The 16,865-nt window shown below is 63.1% G+C and carries 13 protein-coding genes; 10 read left to right on the forward strand and 3 right to left on the reverse strand.

The window, feature by feature from the left end:
- The first annotated feature begins 46 nt into the window (after window positions 1-46).
- Window positions 47-1,903 carry a phosphoenolpyruvate carboxykinase (GTP) gene (locus C2L64_RS00130; protein ID WP_090834811.1) on the forward strand — a complete coding sequence of 619 codons (1,857 nt, stop codon included), beginning with the start codon at window positions 47-49 and terminating at the stop codon, window positions 1,901-1,903.
- A 332-nt stretch (window positions 1,904-2,235) separates the two neighbouring features.
- Entirely contained in the window at window positions 2,236-3,327 is a 1,092-nt protein-coding gene (locus C2L64_RS00135) for a LysR family transcriptional regulator (RefSeq protein WP_007581949.1), read from the forward strand.
- A 150-nt stretch (window positions 3,328-3,477) separates the two neighbouring features.
- Here C2L64_RS00135 and C2L64_RS00140 read toward each other — a convergent pair whose 3' ends face one another.
- The 3 genes from C2L64_RS00140 to dprA form a co-directional block, all read right to left on the reverse strand.
- A complete protein-coding gene (locus C2L64_RS00140) occupies window positions 3,478-6,135 on the reverse strand; it encodes a DNA topoisomerase III (RefSeq protein WP_007581951.1) in 2,658 nt (885 codons plus the stop codon).
- Window positions 6,136-6,439: 304 nt separating this feature from the next.
- Window positions 6,440-6,817, reverse strand: coding sequence for a thioredoxin family protein (locus C2L64_RS00145; RefSeq protein ID WP_086918133.1), 378 nt, complete (start codon window positions 6,815-6,817; stop codon window positions 6,440-6,442).
- 54 nt (window positions 6,818-6,871) lie between these two features.
- Window positions 6,872-8,050, reverse strand: coding sequence for a DNA-processing protein DprA (gene dprA, locus C2L64_RS00150; protein ID WP_090834813.1), 1,179 nt, complete (start codon window positions 8,048-8,050; stop codon window positions 6,872-6,874).
- A gap of 256 nt (window positions 8,051-8,306) precedes the next feature.
- Between dprA and def the strand changes: the two genes are divergently transcribed.
- The 8 genes from def to esaR all read left to right on the forward strand — a co-directional run bounded on the left by def (window position 8,307) and on the right by esaR (window position 16,822).
- Window positions 8,307-8,810: a peptide deformylase gene (def, locus tag C2L64_RS00155; RefSeq protein WP_007581957.1), complete on the forward strand. Its 504-nt coding sequence runs from the start codon at window positions 8,307-8,309 to the stop codon at window positions 8,808-8,810.
- A 31-nt stretch (window positions 8,811-8,841) separates the two neighbouring features.
- The gene (fmt, locus tag C2L64_RS00160) at window positions 8,842-9,825 is read left to right on the forward strand and encodes a methionyl-tRNA formyltransferase (RefSeq protein ID WP_090834815.1); all 984 of its coding nucleotides are present in this window, start codon (window positions 8,842-8,844) and stop codon (window positions 9,823-9,825) included.
- 100 nt (window positions 9,826-9,925) lie between these two features.
- On the forward strand, window positions 9,926-10,567 hold the full coding sequence (locus tag C2L64_RS00165) for a LysE family translocator (RefSeq protein ID WP_007733537.1): 642 nt from the start codon (window positions 9,926-9,928) through the stop codon (window positions 10,565-10,567).
- Window positions 10,568-10,671: 104 nt separating this feature from the next.
- Window positions 10,672-11,529, forward strand: coding sequence for a zinc metalloprotease HtpX (htpX, locus tag C2L64_RS00170; protein WP_007581962.1), 858 nt, complete (start codon window positions 10,672-10,674; stop codon window positions 11,527-11,529).
- Between the two features lie 181 nt (window positions 11,530-11,710).
- The gene (rsmB, locus tag C2L64_RS00175; RefSeq protein WP_090834817.1) at window positions 11,711-13,132 is read left to right on the forward strand and encodes a 16S rRNA (cytosine(967)-C(5))-methyltransferase RsmB; all 1,422 of its coding nucleotides are present in this window, start codon (window positions 11,711-11,713) and stop codon (window positions 13,130-13,132) included.
- The gene (locus C2L64_RS00180) at window positions 13,129-13,719 is read left to right on the forward strand and encodes a DUF4390 domain-containing protein (RefSeq protein WP_007581966.1); all 591 of its coding nucleotides are present in this window, start codon (window positions 13,129-13,131) and stop codon (window positions 13,717-13,719) included. Before rsmB ends, C2L64_RS00180 begins: the two co-directional genes overlap by 4 nt.
- On the forward strand, window positions 13,709-16,132 hold the full coding sequence (locus C2L64_RS00185) for a sensor histidine kinase (RefSeq protein ID WP_079498466.1): 2,424 nt from the start codon (window positions 13,709-13,711) through the stop codon (window positions 16,130-16,132). Before C2L64_RS00180 ends, C2L64_RS00185 begins: the two co-directional genes overlap by 11 nt.
- On the forward strand, window positions 16,133-16,822 hold the full coding sequence (gene esaR, locus C2L64_RS00190) for a response regulator transcription factor EsaR (RefSeq protein WP_007581970.1): 690 nt from the start codon (window positions 16,133-16,135) through the stop codon (window positions 16,820-16,822). It begins immediately after the preceding gene.
- Window positions 16,823-16,865 lie beyond the last annotated feature (43 nt).

The following is a 16,865-nucleotide window of genomic DNA, read 5'->3' on the forward strand; positions in this document are numbered from 1 at the left end:
TGGGCTAGGACCGTTTTTCTTTTTCTATCAAAACGGAGACAGCTCGATGAATCATCCCGCATTTGCAGGCCATTCGACCCTCGAAGCGCCTGCCTGGGTCAAACATCAAAAACTGATCGAGTGGGTGCAGCGCGTGGCCGCGCTGGCAAAACCGGAACGGATCGTCTGGTGCGATGGTTCGCAGGAGGAATACGACCGTCTGAGCGCGCAGATGGTCGCAGCTGGCACCCTCAAGAAGCTCAACGCGGCCAAACGGCCCAATTCGTATCTCGCGTGGTCCGATCCGTCCGATGTCGCGCGTGTCGAGGATCGCACGTTCATCTGCTCGAAGTATCGCGAGGACGCCGGCCCGACCAACAACTGGATCGCGCCCGCTGAGATGCGCGCGACGCTCGACGGTCTCTTCGATGGCGCAATGCGCGGCCGCACGATGTACGTCGTGCCGTTCTCGATGGGCCCGCTCGGCTCGCCGATCGCGCATATCGGCGTCGAGCTGAGCGATAGCCCGTACGTCGTCACGAACATGCGGATCATGACGCGCATGGGCCGCAAAGTGTACGACGTGCTCGGCGAGGACGGCGCGTTCGTGCCGTGCGTGCATTCCGTCGGCGCGCCGCTCGCGGCGGGCCAGAAAGACGTCGCGTGGCCGTGCAATGACACGAAGTACATCGTCCATTTCCCCGAATCGCGCGAAATCTGGAGCTACGGCTCGGGCTACGGCGGCAACGCGCTGCTCGGCAAGAAGTGTTTCGCGTTGCGCATCGCGTCGACGATGGGCCGCGACGAAGGCTGGCTCGCCGAGCACATGCTGGTGCTCGGCGTTACGTCGCCGGAAGGCAAGAAGCATCACGTCGCGGCCGCGTTCCCGTCGGCGTGCGGCAAGACCAACTTCGCGATGCTGATCCCGCCGCAAGGCATGAACGGCTGGAAGATCACGACGATCGGCGACGACATCGCGTGGATCAAGCCAGGCAAGGACGGGCGTCTCTACGCGATCAACCCGGAGGCGGGGTATTTCGGCGTGGCACCGGGCACGAGCGAAAAGACCAACTTCAACGCGATGGCGACGCTGAAGGCAAACGTGATCTTCACGAACGTCGCGTTAACTGACGACGGCGATGTCTGGTGGGAAGGCATGACGGACGAGCCGCCCGCGCATCTGATCGACTGGCAGGGCAAGGACTGGACGCCCGCAATCGCGAAGGAAACGGGGCGCAAGGCCGCGCACCCGAACGCGCGCTTCACGGCGCCCGCTTCGCAATGTCCGTCGATCGACGCCGATTGGGAGAATCCGGCTGGCGTGCCCATCGACGCATTCGTCTTTGGCGGTCGCCGCTCGACGACCGTGCCGCTCGTGACGGAAGCGCGCGACTGGGTCGAGGGCGTCTACATGGCCGCAACAATGGGCTCGGAAACGACGGCCGCCGCAGCCGGCCAGCAGGGCGTCGTGCGGCGCGATCCATTCGCGATGCTGCCGTTCTGCGGCTACAACATGAGCGACTACTTCGGCCACTGGCTAAAGACGGGCGCGAAACTGGAGCAGATGAGCGCGCGCACGCCGAACATTTTCTGCGTCAACTGGTTCCGCAAGGGCGACGACGGCAAGTTCGTGTGGCCGGGTTTCGGTGAAAACATGCGCGTGTTGCGCTGGATGATCGGCCGGATCGAAGGCAAGGCGCAGGGCCAGGAACACGCATTTGGCGTCTCGCCGCGCTATGAAGATATCGACTGGAGCGGGCTCGACTTCACCCGCGAGCAGTTCGAGCAGGTGATTTCCGTCGATGATGCCGCGTGGCGCAAGGAACTCGCATTGCACAGCGAATTGTTCGACACGCTGAAGCAAGGCCTGCCTGCCGCACTGCAAGATACGCGAAACGCGCTGGAGAAGAAGCTGGCCACGTGATGTCGTGAGCGTTCACTAACGAACGACGAAGCCGCCTCCGGGCGGCTTTTTCGTCATTTCGGCCATTTTGGCGTCACCTTTCGACCCCATTTCTGCCACCGACGCGTCGCTTTCGCTGTTCGAGCTACCAACGCGATTCCGACGCGATGCAGCAAATTGTTTCAACAATGGGAACAATAGGCCATGTGCTATTCCGTCCCTTAAGATATTGACTCAAATTTTCATAAAATTTCTGCTTTCTTAGGCAACTTCTGCAGGATTTCCCTAGTCGTAGGAAAATCCCAAATGTGCTTCCTGTTCGCGGGGGAGCGGTAATACGGCAGGAGTTGTCCATGGATCATTTGCAGTCGATGCGAGTTTTCGTCAAAGTGGCGGATCTCGGAAGTTTCGCCCGCGCGGCTAGCGCGATGGATATTTCAAACGCAGTCGCCACCCGTCACGTTGCCGATCTGGAAGGTCGCCTCGGTACCCGACTGCTCAACCGCACCACACGTAGTCTCTCGCTGACTGAATCCGGTCAGGTTTATCTGGAACGCGCCCGCCAGATTCTCGACGAGCTCGAAGACGTCGAGCAGATGGTCGTCGCGCGCAATCACGAGCCCGTTGGCACGCTACGCATCGTCGCGCCTGTCGTGTTCGGTCTGCATAACCTTGCGCCCGTGCTTCAGACGTACGCTGAGCGTTATCCGAAGGTGATTCCCGATGTGACGCTGGTCGACCGGCAGGTCGATCTCGTCGAAGAAGGATTTGACGTCGGTGTCGTGATCGCGCGGCATATGCGCAGCGCGAGCATCGTCACGCGGCGGCTCACGACGGGCTGTATGACCGTCTGCGCGACTCCCGCGTATCTGGAGAAGCACGGCACGCCGACGCGGCCTGAGCAGCTTCTGGAGCATCCCTGCCTGTCGCTGCCGTCCGAATACTGGGGCGACGAGCGCGTGTTCACCGGCCCGGACGGCGAAGTGCGCGTGCGTCCGACGAACGTGATCGTCGCGAACAATACGGAAATGCTGCGTCAGTTCGCGTTGCTCGGTATGGGCATCGCGATCCTGCCGAGCTATCTGATCGGGCGCGACACGACGCGCGGCAAGCTGGTGCGGCTCTTGAGCGACTACCGTCTGCCGCAGGTCGAGATCAACATCGCGTATCCGAGCCGGCGGCATTTGCCCGCAAAGGTCCGCACGTTCATCGACCACCTCGTCGAGCATTTCAACCAGACGCCGAACAGCAAGCTTGGCGAACAATGGGTGAAGGACGGCGTGGAGCGCGCGCCGTCGATGCTCGAATCGACGGCCGTGTCGATGCCGCCAGAGGCGTTCGATGGGGCCGAGCCTCTGTCGAGCCTGCTGGATGGCGAGATCCCGGCCAAGCCGGCGACGCGCACGCTGAACCGTTCACGCGGCATCGTTTCGCCGACGCATTGAGGCGCACGCGGCGGCGTTTCGGATAGACGATAAAAAAGCGCAGTCACCGTCAAAGGTGACTGCGCTTTTTGCTGCGCGCTTGCTCTCGCTCGCGTGCGCTGTGTGGCTAGGCACGTCACGCGGCGGCGACCCGCCGTCGGACAACAGGCTTTAAGAGCCCGTCTTGCGCGCCGCGGTTTTCGCCGCCGTCGTCTTGGCGGCGGCCTTCTTTGCGGGCGCTTTCTTGGCCGCAGCCGTCTTCGCAGCGACCTTCTTTGCCGGTGCTTCGTTCGCTGCCTCGTCGTTTGCCGATTCGGGCGCCGCCTTGGCCGCGGACTTCGCGGCCGTCTTCTTCGCTGCGCCTTCCTTCGGCTCCTTCTTTTCGAACTCGAAGCCGATCTTGCCGTCGCTCTGCTTGACGAGGAATGCCTTGAAGTTGCGGCCCGTGCGCGACGACTTGAAGTTCGTCAGCAGGTCGGTGCGCCCATTCTCCAGCAGCTTCGCCATCTGCTCGCGCGCGATTTCCTGCTGCAGGATCACCTTGCCCGAACGGAAGTCGCACGTCTTCGGATTCGCGACGGAGTTCTCGCAGACATAGCTCATGCCGTGCTCGAACACCTTCCCGCCGCACTTCGGACACGCGCCGACCGGCGTTTGCTCGGAGAAGTCCGGCGCTTCGCCGTCTTCGCCGCCCTGGTCCTGGCCGAAGTCGAACTCGAGCTTGTAGTTCTTCGTCTCGTCGTCGAACGAAAGCTTGAGGATCGCCGAAAACGGACGGCCCATCTTGCTGCGGAAACCGGAAAGAGGACCGATTTGCTTCTTCTGCATAAGCTCTTCGACTTCCTCGATTTCGAACTGCCGGCCGCCCGGAATCTTCGAGATCGAGAACTCGCACTTCGTGCAGGCGAAGCGCCGGTAGTTTTCCTTCACCTGGCCGCCGCAATTGGGGCAGGGCGTTTGCAGCGTCGCGTAGTCACCGGGAATCGTGTCAGAGTCGTACTCCTTCGCGCGCTTCACGATGGTCTGCGTCATGCGGGCGATTTCCTGCATGAACGCGTCGCGCTGCAGCTTGCCGCGCTCCATCTGCGACAGCTTGTATTCCCATTCGCCCGTCAGTTCCGGCGCGGTCAGTTCCTTCACGTCGAGGCCGCGCAGCAGCGTCATCAGCTGGAAAGCCTTCGCGGTCGGAATCAGTTCGCGGCCTTCGCGGACCAGATACTTTTCACCCAGCAGACCTTCGATGATGGCCGCGCGCGTTGCCGGCGTACCGAGCCCCTTCGCAGCCATTGCCTCGCGCAGTTCATCGTCTTCGACGAGCTTGCCCGCGCCTTCCATCGCCGACAGCAGCGTTGCTTCGTTGTAGCGTGCGGGCGGTTTCGTCACGAGTTGCTGCGCGGCGATCTTGTCCGTCTTGACCTTCTCGCCCTTCTGAACGGGGACGAGATTCGCGTCCTCGCCGGCCGTCTCGCGGCCATAGATCTGCAGCCAGCCCGGCTCGACGAGCACCTTGCCTTCAGTCTTGAAATGATGGCCGACGACTTCCGTAATACGCGTGGTCACGCGGAACTCGGCAGCCGGGAAGAACACCGCGAGGAAGCGCTTGACGACGAGGTCGTACAGCTTCTGCTCGGGCTCGGAGAGCGCCTTCGGCGCCTGCAGCGTCGGGATGATAGCGAAGTGATCAGTGATCTTCGAATTGTCGAAGATGCGCTTGTTCGGCTTCACCCAGCCCTTGTCGAGCACCTGCTTCGCGTACGGCAGATAGTTGTTGCTCTCCTTGAGCATCTCCAACGTGTGCGCGACCGTCTCCAGGTAGTCTTCCGGCAGCGCGCGCGCGTCGGTACGGGGATAGGTCAGCACCTTGTGCTTTTCGTACAGCGCCTGGGCGAGCCCGAGCGTGTTCTTGGCCGAAAAGCCGAAACGTCCGTTGGCTTCGCGCTGCAGACTGGTGAGGTCGAAGAGCGCCGGCGACAGTTGCGTCGACGGCTTCGACTCTTCCGTCACGATGCCCGTCTGGCCGCGGCAGGCGGCGACGATCGTTTCGGCAGCCGGCAGGCTCCAGAGGCGCGAATCGCGCTTTTCCGGATCGAACTCGTCTTTCTTGAACTTCGGGTCGTACCAGCGGCCTTCGTAGAAGCCCGCCGCGCAGACGAATTCCGCCTTCACTTCCCAATAGTCGCGCGGCACGAAACGGCGAATCTTTTCTTCGCGCTCGACGACGATCGACAGCGTCGGTGTCTGCACGCGGCCGACGGTGGTCAGGAAAAAGCCGCCGCCCTTGCTGTTGAACGCGGTCATCGCGCGCGTGCCGTTGATGCCGACCAGCCAGTCCGCTTCCGAGCGGCAGCGTGCGGCGTCCGCGAGCGGCTGCATATCGTTGTCGCTGCGCAGTTGCGCGAAGCCGTCGCGGATCGCGGCGGGCGTCATCGACTGCAGCCACAGGCGCTGCACCGGCTGCTTCGCTTTTGCGTGCTGCGCGATCAGGCGGAAAATGAGTTCACCCTCGCGCCCCGCGTCACATGCGTTGATCAGGCGATCGACGTCTTTGCGCTTGATCAGCCTGTTCAGGACTTTCAGCCGCGACTCGCTTTTCGCGATTGGATGCAGGTCGAAATGCGGCGGAATAACGGGGAGATTGGCGAAACTCCATTTTCCCCGTTTGACTTCATATTCTTCCGGCGCAGCGATCTCCACGAGATGGCCAACCGCCGACGAAAGGACGAAATCGTCGTTTTCGAAGTACTCGTCATGCTTGGTAAAACCGCCCAAAGCCCGTGCGATGTCGTTCGCGACGGATGGCTTTTCGGCGATGATCAGTGCTTTGGACATGACTGAAAATATATTGGTGGGTTCGGGCTGGGACCTCGGGTTTTCCAACCCGGGTTTGGCACCCATTAACGACCGCTTTATAGCACACGCCGCCGCAACGGCAACCGGTGGGCCCAAAAAAGCGGGTCATCTTAATTGCGCCCAGATCAATTGGGCAAGCGCGTGACAGGCGCTACAGAAGGCGGTTTCGCGTCCGTCCCGAGCCGTTTTCCCGTATCGCGCAACGATTTTTGCAAATGCCGTGTCGCACTCGCCCGCGAGTTTGAAAACGGGGCCGGGACAATCCCGGCTTTTCACGAACGTTTCAGGCTTCGAGCAGAGCCGGGCGCATTTTCGGCGCGCCCTTAACGCCGGGCAGCGCGGTCAGATCGACCAGCATCCGCTCGACAATCGCCGCCTGCGGCAAGACCGTTCCAAAAAAACGGGTAGTCACGCTGTCTTCTATAAGAATTGTGGGGAAATTCTCAACGTCAAGGTCGTCGAAACGGTCGGCGTGAGTCTCGATATCGATCCATGCGAAGCAAATATCCGGATGTCTGTCCGCGAGCGTGTCGAACGCGGTGCGGTACTCGCGGCAGGTCCCGCACCATTCCGCACACAAACACGCAACGAAAAGCGTCTCCCCGTCATTCACGAGCTCGGCGATCCGTTTCGCGTCGGTGTCCAGGTTCAGCGCGGGCATGGCGGTTTCCTTCGGTATTGCATGGGTTATTTGGCGCGAATGTAGCACGAGGCGTCACCCGCTGCGCGCTGCGCGGACGTACCGGCCGCCGGGCAGCGCACAGAGTTCGCCCGCCAGTTCGAGCCGCAGCAGCGTGCTTTGCAGCAGCGTGTCGTCCATGTCGGTGCGTTCGGCCAGGATTTCAAGCGTGGCGGGCGCGTGGCCGAGCGCATCGAGCAGGCGTCTGGCCTCCGCCGGCACTGGCGTCCCGCTTTCTGGCAGGGTGCCGTCCTCGGCGTGAGACGGCTTCGCGACTGCCGGGAGCCGCGGCGCTTGCGCGGGCGCAGGCGGCGGCGGAGCGGCAAACCCAAGCTCCTCGAGCACCTCTTCCGGCGTTTCGACGAGTTTCGCACCCTGTTTGATCATCCGGTGGCAGCCGCGCGCGAGCGGCGCGTGGATGGAACCCGGAATCGCGAACACGTCGCGCCCCATCTCGTTCGCGAACCGTGCCGTAATCAGCGAGCCGGAGCGCATCGCCGCCTCGACGACCAGCACGCCGCCGACGAGACCCGCGATCAGCCGGTTACGCTGCGGAAAATTGGCGGACCTAGCGGGCGTGCCGAGCGGCCATTCCGACACGATCGCGCCGTGTCCGGCAATCTGGTGCGCCAGCGCGTGATGCGAGCCGGGGTAGACGAGATCCGCGCCCGTGCCGATGACGGCGACCGTGCTGCCACGCCCTTGAAGCGCGCCGCGATGCGCCGCGCCATCGACGCCCGACGCAAGCCCTGACACCACAGTCAATCCCGCGTCCGAAAAGGCGCGGGCGAAGCGGGTCGCGTCTTCGATACCCTGCGGCGTCGCGCTGCGGCTGCCGACTACGGCGATGCTGCGCGCGTGCATCAGTTCGACCCGTCCCTTTACATATAGCAGCGGCGGCGGATCGGGCATGGTCAGCAAAAGAGGCGGATAAGCGGGGTCGTCGAGCGTGACGAGCACGTTGCCGGGCGATTCGCGCCACGCCCGCACCGCGTCGAGCTGCGCGGGAAAGTCCGCGGGCGGCGGCGCAAGCGCGGCCCGGGCGGTGGCTTCATCGGTGACCTCTGCGAGTGCCGCGAATGTCTGCGATAACACGGCTTCGGGTAGCCCGAAGGCCGCGAGCAAGCGGCGCAGGGCGGCAGGGTTCAGACCCGGCGCCGTCGAAAGCCGCAACCAGGCGGCGAGTTCCTGGTCTGTCAAGGGAAGCGTCTGCATGGCGGGCGTCCTCGTGCACGGCAACCGGCCTTTCAGTCGCCATGCTAAAATTTTCATCATCCGAAATATTCCGAAACCACTGCTGCGCCGCGCCCGCGCGAGCCTGCGGACATGCGCTCGAACGTCGAACTGGCGTTGAATCAACACGGTTCGGCCACTATCTATCCTGTGCGTGTCGCGCCTGGCGAACAACCTGGCCGAATGGCCAATCGCGCGACCTGTTCAACCGCGGCGGCGCCCAATCAATTTCAGGACCATGGCTTTACTCAACATCCTCAACTACCCGGACAAGCGTCTGCACAAGGTCGCGAAGCCGGTCGAAAAGGTCAATGACCGTATCCGCAAGCTCGTTGCCGACATGGCCGAGACGATGTACGCCGCGCCCGGCGTAGGGCTCGCCGCGACGCAGGTGGACGTGCACGAGCGCGTGATCGTGATCGACATATCCGATGCGCACGACGAACTGCGCGCCTTCATCAACCCGGAGATCATCTGGTCGAGCGACGAGAGGAAGATCCACGAAGAAGGCTGTCTCTCCGTGCCGGGCATCTACGACAACGTCGAGCGCGCCGAGCAGGTGCGCGTGCGCGCGCTGAACGAGAAGGGCGAAACGTTCGAACTGGATTGCGAAGGGCTGCTCGCCGTCTGCATCCAGCATGAAATGGATCACCTGATGGGCAAGGTGTTCGTCGAGTATCTGTCGCCGCTCAAGCAGACGCGCATCAAGAGCAAGATGAAAAAGCTCGCGCACGCGATGTGACGCGTTTTCCGACCGCTTTCGCTATCAGCACATGAGTCATTCGTTGCGCGTCATCTTCGCCGGCACGCCGGAATTCGCCGCTGCGGCGCTCGCCGCGATCCACGCGGCCGGCTTCCCGGTGCCGCTCGTCCTGACCCAGCCGGACCGCCCGGCCGGCCGCGGCATGAAATTGCAGGCAAGCCCGGTCAAGCGTTACGCGCAGGAGCACGGCATCGAGGTCGCGCAGCCGCCTTCGCTGCGCCGTAACGGCAAGTTCCCGGCCGAAGCCACGGCCGCCATCGACCAGTTGCGCGCTACGCCGCACGACGTCATGGTGGTGGCGGCCTACGGCCTGCTGTTGCCGCAGGAAGTGCTCGACATCGCGCCGCATGGGTGCATCAACATTCACGCTTCGTTGCTGCCGCGCTGGCGCGGCGCGGCGCCGATTCACCGCGCAATCGAAGCGGGCGACGCCGAAACGGGTATCACGCTGATGCAGATGGACGCGGGCCTCGACACGGGCGCGATGATTTCCGAAGTGCGTACGCCGATCCACGACAGCGACACGACGGCGACGCTGCATGACCGTCTCGCCGAAGCGGGCGCGAAGCTGATCGTCGACGCGCTGATCGAACTGGAGCGCAGCGGCAAGCTCGCCGCGACGCCTCAGCCTGCCGACGGTGCAACGTACGCCGAGAAGATCGGCAAACACGAAGCGGCGCTCGACTGGCGGCGCCCGGCGGTCGAACTCGCCCGCCAGGTTCGCGCGTTCGACCCGTTCCCCAGCGGCGCGGCGACGCTCGACGGCACGGTGCTGAAAATCTGGTCCGCTGCGCCGATCGACGCCCCGAGCCGGGCCGAACCCGGCACGATCGTCGATGTATCGCCCGACGGGGTCGTCGTGGCATGCGGCGACGGCGCGTTGCGCATCACGCAACTGCAGAAACCCGGCGGCAAACGCCTGCCGGTGCGCGATTTCCTTGCCGGCTCGACGCTTGCCACGGGCCAGCGGTTCTACCTCGCGCAATCACAATAACGGCGCGCGTTCCGTCGCACCATCTGCCGTTCGGCCAGGGCGCGCCGCGTTCGTGCGGCGCGTTAAAATCTTCGGTGCAACTCCGCCTGAAGAGGATTCCATGTTCGGCATCACCCATTTTGAGTTCTTCGTCGTCGCTGTTTTTCTGCTCAACGTCACGCCCGGTCCCGACACCGCTTATATCGTCGGCCGAAGCGTCGCGCAGGGGCGCGGCGCTGGGCTGATGTCGGCGCTCGGCATCTCGGCCGGGTGCTGCGTGCACTCGCTCGCGTGCGCGTTCGGACTGACCGCGCTGCTGGCTGCATCGGCCACGGCGTTCACGGTGATCAAGTTCGTCGGCGCGATCTATCTCGTGTATCTCGGCGTGCGCCTCATTCTGGTGAAGCCGGAAGCCGGCCAGGCCACGGGCGAAACGCGCTCGCCCGGCGCGCCGAAATCGTTGCGCCAGCTCTTCATGCAAGGTTTCTGGACCAATGTGCTGAATCCGAAGGTCGTGCTGTTCTTCGTGTCGTTTTTTCCGCAGTTCGTGACCGCGGACAGCACCAATAAGATCCTGGCGTTTCTCACCCTCGGCGTCGTGTTCGTAGTGATGAGCATGGCGTGGAACAGCTTTGTCGCGTGGATTGCTGGCAGCGTCACGCGCCGGTTCTCCGGCAAGCCCGGCGTCAAGAAATGGCTGGACCGTACCGTCGGCAGCGCATTCGTCGGACTGGGAATCAGGCTCGCCACGGCAACGCGATGATTGAATTTTTCGCGCTCGCCCATATCTAACAAATTGCTTACAATCATTCGCCGCGAACAGGCGGCACGGATATAGAACCGCGTGGCGGGCAAGGAGTGTTTGAAATGTTCAACTGGGTGAAAACCGCGATGCTGATGGCCGCGATCACGGCACTCTTCGTCGTAATTGGCGGCATGATCGGCGGCCAGCGCGGCATGATGCTCGCGTTGCTGATCGCGCTCGGGATGAATTTCTTCTCGTACTGGTTTTCGGACAAGATGGTTCTGCGCATGTACAACGCGCAGGAAGTCGACGAAACGAGTGCGCCGCAGTTCTACCGGATGGTGCGCGAACTCTCGACGCGCGCCAATCTGCCGATGCCGCGCGTCTACCTGATCGACGAAGACCAGCCGAATGCCTTCGCAACGGGCCGCAATCCGGAACACGCGGCCGTCGCCGCGACGACAGGCATTCTGCGCGTGCTGTCCGAACGCGAAATGCGCGGCGTGATGGCGCACGAACTGGCGCATGTAAAGCACCGCGACATTCTAATCTCGACCATTTCGGCGACGATGGCGGGCGCGATCTCGGCGCTCGCGAACTTCGCGATGTTCTTCGGCGGACGCGACGAGAATGGCCGTCCGTCGAATCCGATCGCGAGCATCGCCGTCGCGCTGCTTGCGCCTATCGCGGGCGCGCTGATCCAGATGGCGATTTCCCGCGCGCGTGAATTCGAAGCGGACCGTGGCGGCGCGCAGATTTCGGGCGATCCGCAAGCGCTTGCGTCGGCGCTGGACAAGATTCATCGGTACGCGAACGGCATCCCGTTCCCGACGGCCGAGGCGCACCCGGCCACCGCACAGATGATGATCATGAATCCGCTGTCGGGCGGCGGCATCGCGAACCTTTTCTCGACGCACCCGGCCACCGAGGAGCGCATTGCGCGTCTGATGGAAATGGCGCGTACGGGACGTTTCGACTAAGCGGACTGGCCGGGCTCGGCCGGACTTTCGCGGCAGCAGTGCAAAGGGGCGAGTTCAACTCGCCCCTTTTTCCTTTCAAATTCGCATTGCACGGCCTTATGCCACCGGCCCGTGACCCGCGTCACGCTACAATGTGGCGTTTGCGCGACACTTTCCATGCGCGCCCGTTTTCCGCCTCTTCATGATCCGAAAGCCTTCCAAGCCTGCTTCGCCGCAGCGTTCGCGCGACTCCCGTCTGCCGGCGCTGCATCTAGCGCCCGAATCCCTCGGCTTCGCGCTCGACTGCGCGGCGCAAGCCATTGGCGCCGTTCGCCAGGGCGCGGCGTTGCCGGCCGCGTTGCAGTCGATCTTCATGTCGTTGCCGGAGGGCGCCGCGACGACATCGCGCGGCGCCGTGCAGGACATCGCATACCGGACCATGCGCCGGCTCGGCACAGCCGAGTGGCTGGTCGCGAAACTCGTGCGCAAGGCACCGCCCCCGCATATCGCGCATGTACTCGCGTGCGCGCTCGCATTGCTGACCGATGAAGAGAGCAACGCAGCCTATGCGCCGTTCACAGTCGTCGATCAGGCTGTGGACGCGATTGGCGCGCGGCGCGAGTTCGCGTTTGCGAAAGGGTTGGTCAACGCAGTGCTGCGCAACTTCTTGCGCGAGCGCGAGGCGTTGCTAGCCGATGCACAGAACGACGCCGTCGCTCACTGGAACTACCCCGTCTGGTGGATCGACGCCGTACGCAACGCATGGCCCGATACATGGCAGGACATGCTTGCCGTGGGCAACAGCCAGGGTCCGCTGACGCTGCGCGTGAACGCGCGCCGCTCCACTGTCGAGGCCTATCTGCAAACGTTGCGCGAGCATCAGATTGCCGCGATTCAGGCAGGCGACCATGCTGTGCGTCTAGACACGCCGATGCCCGTCGACCGCATTCCCGGTTTCAGCGAAGGCGTCGTCTCGGTGCAGGACGCAGGCGCGCAACTTGCCGCTCAGTGGCTCGGCGTGCGCGACGGCATGCGCGTGCTGGATGCATGCGCGGCGCCCGGCGGCAAGACGGGACATCTGCTCGAACTCGCCGACATTGATCTGATCGCGCTCGAAAGCGACGCGACGCGCGCGCGACGCATCGGCGAAAACCTGCAGCGTTTGGGTTTGCAAGCGCATGTGCGGGTCGGCGATGCAGGCAATCCGGCGCAATGGCACGACGCCGCCGATCAACCCTTCGATCGCATTCTCGCCGACGTGCCCTGCTCGGCTTCGGGCATCGTGCGCCGTCATCCGGATATCCGCTGGCTGCGCCGCGCGTCGGACATTCCCGCGCTCGTCGAAGAACAGCGCCGCATTCTCGAAGCGCTGTGGCCGCTCGTCAAAACGGGCGGCGAATTGCTGTACGTTACGTGCTCGATCTTTCCCGAAGAAGGCGAGTTGCAGGCTCAGTGGTTTGGAAACCAGCACGCGGATGCGGTACGATTGGACGCGCCGGGGCAACTGCTCCCAGCAGTCGCCCGCGCGCCCGCCGACGTGTCGGCTGGTTCCCGCGCCGGACAAAGCACTGGTTCGAGCTTAGACCACGACGGATTCTTCTACGCGCGCTTTCAGAAACGGTGATCATCAAACGCTTTCTTCCGCTTCGGCTCGTGGCCGCGCTCTGGATTGCGCTGGCCCTTTGCCTCACGGCAGCCGGGCCGGCGCGAGCCGAATCGATCGCCGTGCAGCGTGCGTCCCTGCAATCCGACGGCAGCGGCTGGAGCCTCGATGCGCGTTTCGAGTTCGAGCTGAACAGCAATCTCGAAGACGCCGTCAACAAGGGCATACCGGTTTACTTCACAACGGACTTCGAATTGAGCCGGCCCCGCTGGTACTGGTTCGACGAACAGCCTGTGAGCGTCTCGCAAAGCATCCGGCTTTCCTTCCAGCCGCTCACGCGCGAGTACCGCGTATCGACAGGCGGTTTGCAGCTCGGCTTCGCTTCGCTGAACGAGGCGCTGTCCGTTATCAAGCATGTCACGTCATGGCATGTGATCGATCGCAATCAGGTTCATCCGGGAGAAACGTACACTGCATCGGTGCGCATGCAGCTCGATATCGCATTGATGCCCAAGCCGTTCCAGATCGACGCGGTCAACAACCGCGACTGGAATCTCGCTTCCGACTGGAAGCGCTTTACCTTCACGGTGACCGAACGTGCTAAATAAAGTACGCCGCGCCACCAGTGTCGGCAGCCTCGTCCTGCGGGTGCTGGTGTCGACGGTGGCCGTCACGGCCGTCCTGCTGCTCGTGCTGCTCGCAGCCGCGAGCGCGAATACCGAGTTCTTCGATCGCTACTACGGCTGGCTCTATGCCGCCAACGTCGTCGTCGCGCTGATCTTCATGCTGATCGTCGCGGTGCTCGTCGTCATCATCGTCACGCGATTACGCAAGGGCAAGTTCGGCACGCGGCTGCTGGCGAAGCTCGCGTTCTTCTTCGCGCTGGTCGGCGTGGTGCCGGGTGGCATCATCTACATCGTGTCGTATCAGTTCGTGTCGCGCAGTATCGAGTCGTGGTTCGACGTGAATGTCGAAACGGCGTTGACCTCCGGGCTGAATCTCGGACGCGGCATGCTCGACGCGTCGCTGTCCGATCTGCAAACCAAAGGCCGCCTGATGGCCGAGCAGCTCGCGAGCGCGGATTCCGCGGGCACGACACTCACGCTCTTGCGTTTGCGCGATCAGTTCGGCGTGCAGGATGCGACGATCGTCGAGCCGTCGCGCAGTATGTCGGGCCCGACGCCGGATATGCACGTGGTCGCGCAGGCGACCAGCAACTACGCGTCGCTGGTGCCTAGCGATCTACCCACGCCGATCATGATCGAGCAGGCGCGTGGTCGCGGCTTTGCGTCGATCGAAGGTGAAGTGGACGGCGATCCGACGGCGCGCGGCGCGAAGGGCGCATTACGTCTGCGCATCGTGCAGCGCATTCCGGACGCCAACGCCTCGCAGTTGCAGCCGACCGAGCGCTTCCTGCAACTCACGCAGCCCGTGTCGCAATCATTGGCGCGCAACGCGGATGCCGTGCAGCGCGCGTATCGCGAGTATCAGGAGAAAGCGATCGGGCGCACGGGCTTGCGCAAGATGTATATCGGCACGCTGACGCTCGCGCTGTTCCTCGCGACCTTCATCGCGATGATGCTGGCGCTCGCGCTCGGCAATCAGCTCGCGCGGCCGCTGTTCCTGCTCGCGCAGGGCACGAAGGAAGTGACGGAAGGCGACTACACGCCAAAGCGCGAGATAAAGTCGCGCGATGAGCTCGGCTTCCTCACGCAGTCGTTCAACGCGATGACACGGCAGCTGTCGGAAGCTCGCGCAGCCGTCGAAGCGAACCGCATCGCGCTCGAACATTCGAAGGCCTACCTCGAAAGCATTCTTGCGAACCTGACAGCGGGCGTGTTCGTGTTCGACCGGCAGTTTCGCCTGACGACGGCCAATCGCGGCGCGGAGCGTATCTTCGGTCAGCCGTTCGCGTCGCTGTTCGGTTCGTCGCTGGATCGCATCAGCGTGTTGAGCGAATTCGGCGCGATGGTGCGTAAGGCGTTTGCGGATCTCGAAGCGGCAGGTGGCGGCGATCAGGACGACACCGGACACTGGCAGCAGCAGATGTCGCTGCAGGTTCCGGGCGAAGCCGATCCGCTGACGCTGCTCGTGCGCGGCGCGCGGCTCGTGTCGGCGGCGGGCAGCGACAGCGACGATGAAGAGACGTCCGGTTACGTCGTCGTGTTCGACGATATTTCCGACGTGATCTCCGCGCAGCGTTCGATCGCATGGGGCGAAGTCGCGCGGCGTCTCGCGCACGAGATCAAGAATCCTCTTACGCCGATCCAGCTTTCGGCGGAGCGCTTGCAGATGAAGCTTACTGACAAGCTCTCGCCATCGGATGCAGACGTATTGAAACGCGGTGCCACTACAATCGTGAATCAGGTCGCCGCGATGAAGCAGATGGTCGACGATTTCCGCGACTACGCGCGCACGCCGCCTGCCGTGCTTTCGAATCTGCAACTGAACGAACTGGTCAGCGAAGTGCTGACGCTGTATGGAATCGAAGAAGGCAAGACGCCGATTGTCGTCGAATTGGCGGACTTGCCCGTTATACGAGGTGACGCGACGCAATTGCGTCAGGTGATTCATAACCTGCTGCAGAACGCACAGGACGCTGTCGCCGATATCGGGCAACCGCGTGTGTTGCTCGAGACGAGGACAGTAGAATATGGCGATCCCGACGCAGAGGGCAAAGTGAGCGTCGCGGTGCGATTGACCGTGTCGGACAACGGTCCGGGCTTCCCCGCGCGCATCCTAACGCGCGCGTTCGAACCTTACGTGACGACCAAGGCCAAAGGAACAGGTCTTGGACTCGCCATGGTCAAGAAGATCGTCGATGAACACGGTGCACGAATCGATATTCGCAACCGCCTGAAGGCGGGCGATGTGATCGAAGGCGCGCAAATTTCGATCCTCTTCCTACAACTCGCAGACAACAAGGCTGCGGCGCCTGGAAGCGGGCCGCAGGCGGTGCACGGCAGTGGCGGTGCATCGCAGGGAAAGACAAAAGCAACAGTGCAGACAAGGGCAGCTTAAATGGCAACCATCCTGGTGGTAGATGATGAAATGGGCATCCGGGAATTGCTCTCGGAGATCCTGAGCGACGAAGGGCATGTCGTGGAGGTCGCGGAGAACGCGCAGGAGGCGCGCGACTACCGGCAACGCCTGGCACCCGATCTGGTGCTGCTCGACATCTGGATGCCCGATACCGATGGCGTCACGTTGCTCAAGGAATGGGCCGCGCAAGCGCTACTCACGATGCCCGTCATCATGATGTCAGGTCACGCGACCATCGATACGGCGGTCGAAGCGACCAAGATCGGCGCGCTCAACTTCCTTGAAAAGCCGATCGCGCTGCAGAAGCTGCTGAAGGCCGTCGAGCAGGGACTCGCGCGCGGCAGCGCGGCGCCCGCGGCGGGCGGCATGGCAGCGAAGCCGGCGATAGCGACGAATGCTTCGGCGGTGGCATCGGCGGCTGCGCTGCCGATGATGTCGGCGGACAGTCTGAGCGGCGGCATGCTGTCCGCGCAGACGGCGTCGATTTCATTCGACATTCCGCTGCGCGACGCCCGCGATGCCTTCGAGCGCGCGTACTTCGAGTATCACCTCGCGCGCGAGAACGGCAGCATGACGCGCGTTGCTGAAAAGACGGGGCTCGAGCGAACGCATCTGTATCGCAAGCTCAAGCAGCTCGGCGTCGATCTCGGCAAGAACAAGGGCGAATAAACGCGGTTCAAGTTTTTTTCGGGAGGGGCTTGAGAAAGCCAAA

The sequence above is a fragment of the Paraburkholderia hospita genome, assembly GCF_002902965.1.
GTDB classification, from domain to species: domain Bacteria; phylum Pseudomonadota; class Gammaproteobacteria; order Burkholderiales; family Burkholderiaceae; genus Paraburkholderia; species Paraburkholderia hospita.

Coding starts and splice junctions, on each gene's coding strand:
- esaR (WP_007581970.1), top strand. CDS start 16,133: ATGGCAACCATCCTGGTGGTAGATGATGAAATGGGCATCCGGGAATTG.
- C2L64_RS00130 (WP_090834811.1), top strand. CDS start 47: ATGAATCATCCCGCATTTGCAGGCCATTCGACCCTCGAAGCGCCTGCC.
- def (WP_007581957.1), top strand. CDS start 8,307: ATGGCTTTACTCAACATCCTCAACTACCCGGACAAGCGTCTGCACAAG.
- htpX (WP_007581962.1), top strand. CDS start 10,672: ATGTTCAACTGGGTGAAAACCGCGATGCTGATGGCCGCGATCACGGCA.
- C2L64_RS00135 (WP_007581949.1), top strand. CDS start 2,236: ATGGATCATTTGCAGTCGATGCGAGTTTTCGTCAAAGTGGCGGATCTC.
- dprA (WP_090834813.1), bottom strand. CDS start 8,050: ATGCAGACGCTTCCCTTGACAGACCAGGAACTCGCCGCCTGGTTGCGG.
- C2L64_RS00140 (WP_007581951.1), bottom strand. CDS start 6,135: ATGTCCAAAGCACTGATCATCGCCGAAAAGCCATCCGTCGCGAACGAC.
- C2L64_RS00145 (WP_086918133.1), bottom strand. CDS start 6,817: ATGCCCGCGCTGAACCTGGACACCGACGCGAAACGGATCGCCGAGCTC.
- fmt (WP_090834815.1), top strand. CDS start 8,842: ATGAGTCATTCGTTGCGCGTCATCTTCGCCGGCACGCCGGAATTCGCC.
- C2L64_RS00165 (WP_007733537.1), top strand. CDS start 9,926: ATGTTCGGCATCACCCATTTTGAGTTCTTCGTCGTCGCTGTTTTTCTG.
- rsmB (WP_090834817.1), top strand. CDS start 11,711: ATGATCCGAAAGCCTTCCAAGCCTGCTTCGCCGCAGCGTTCGCGCGAC.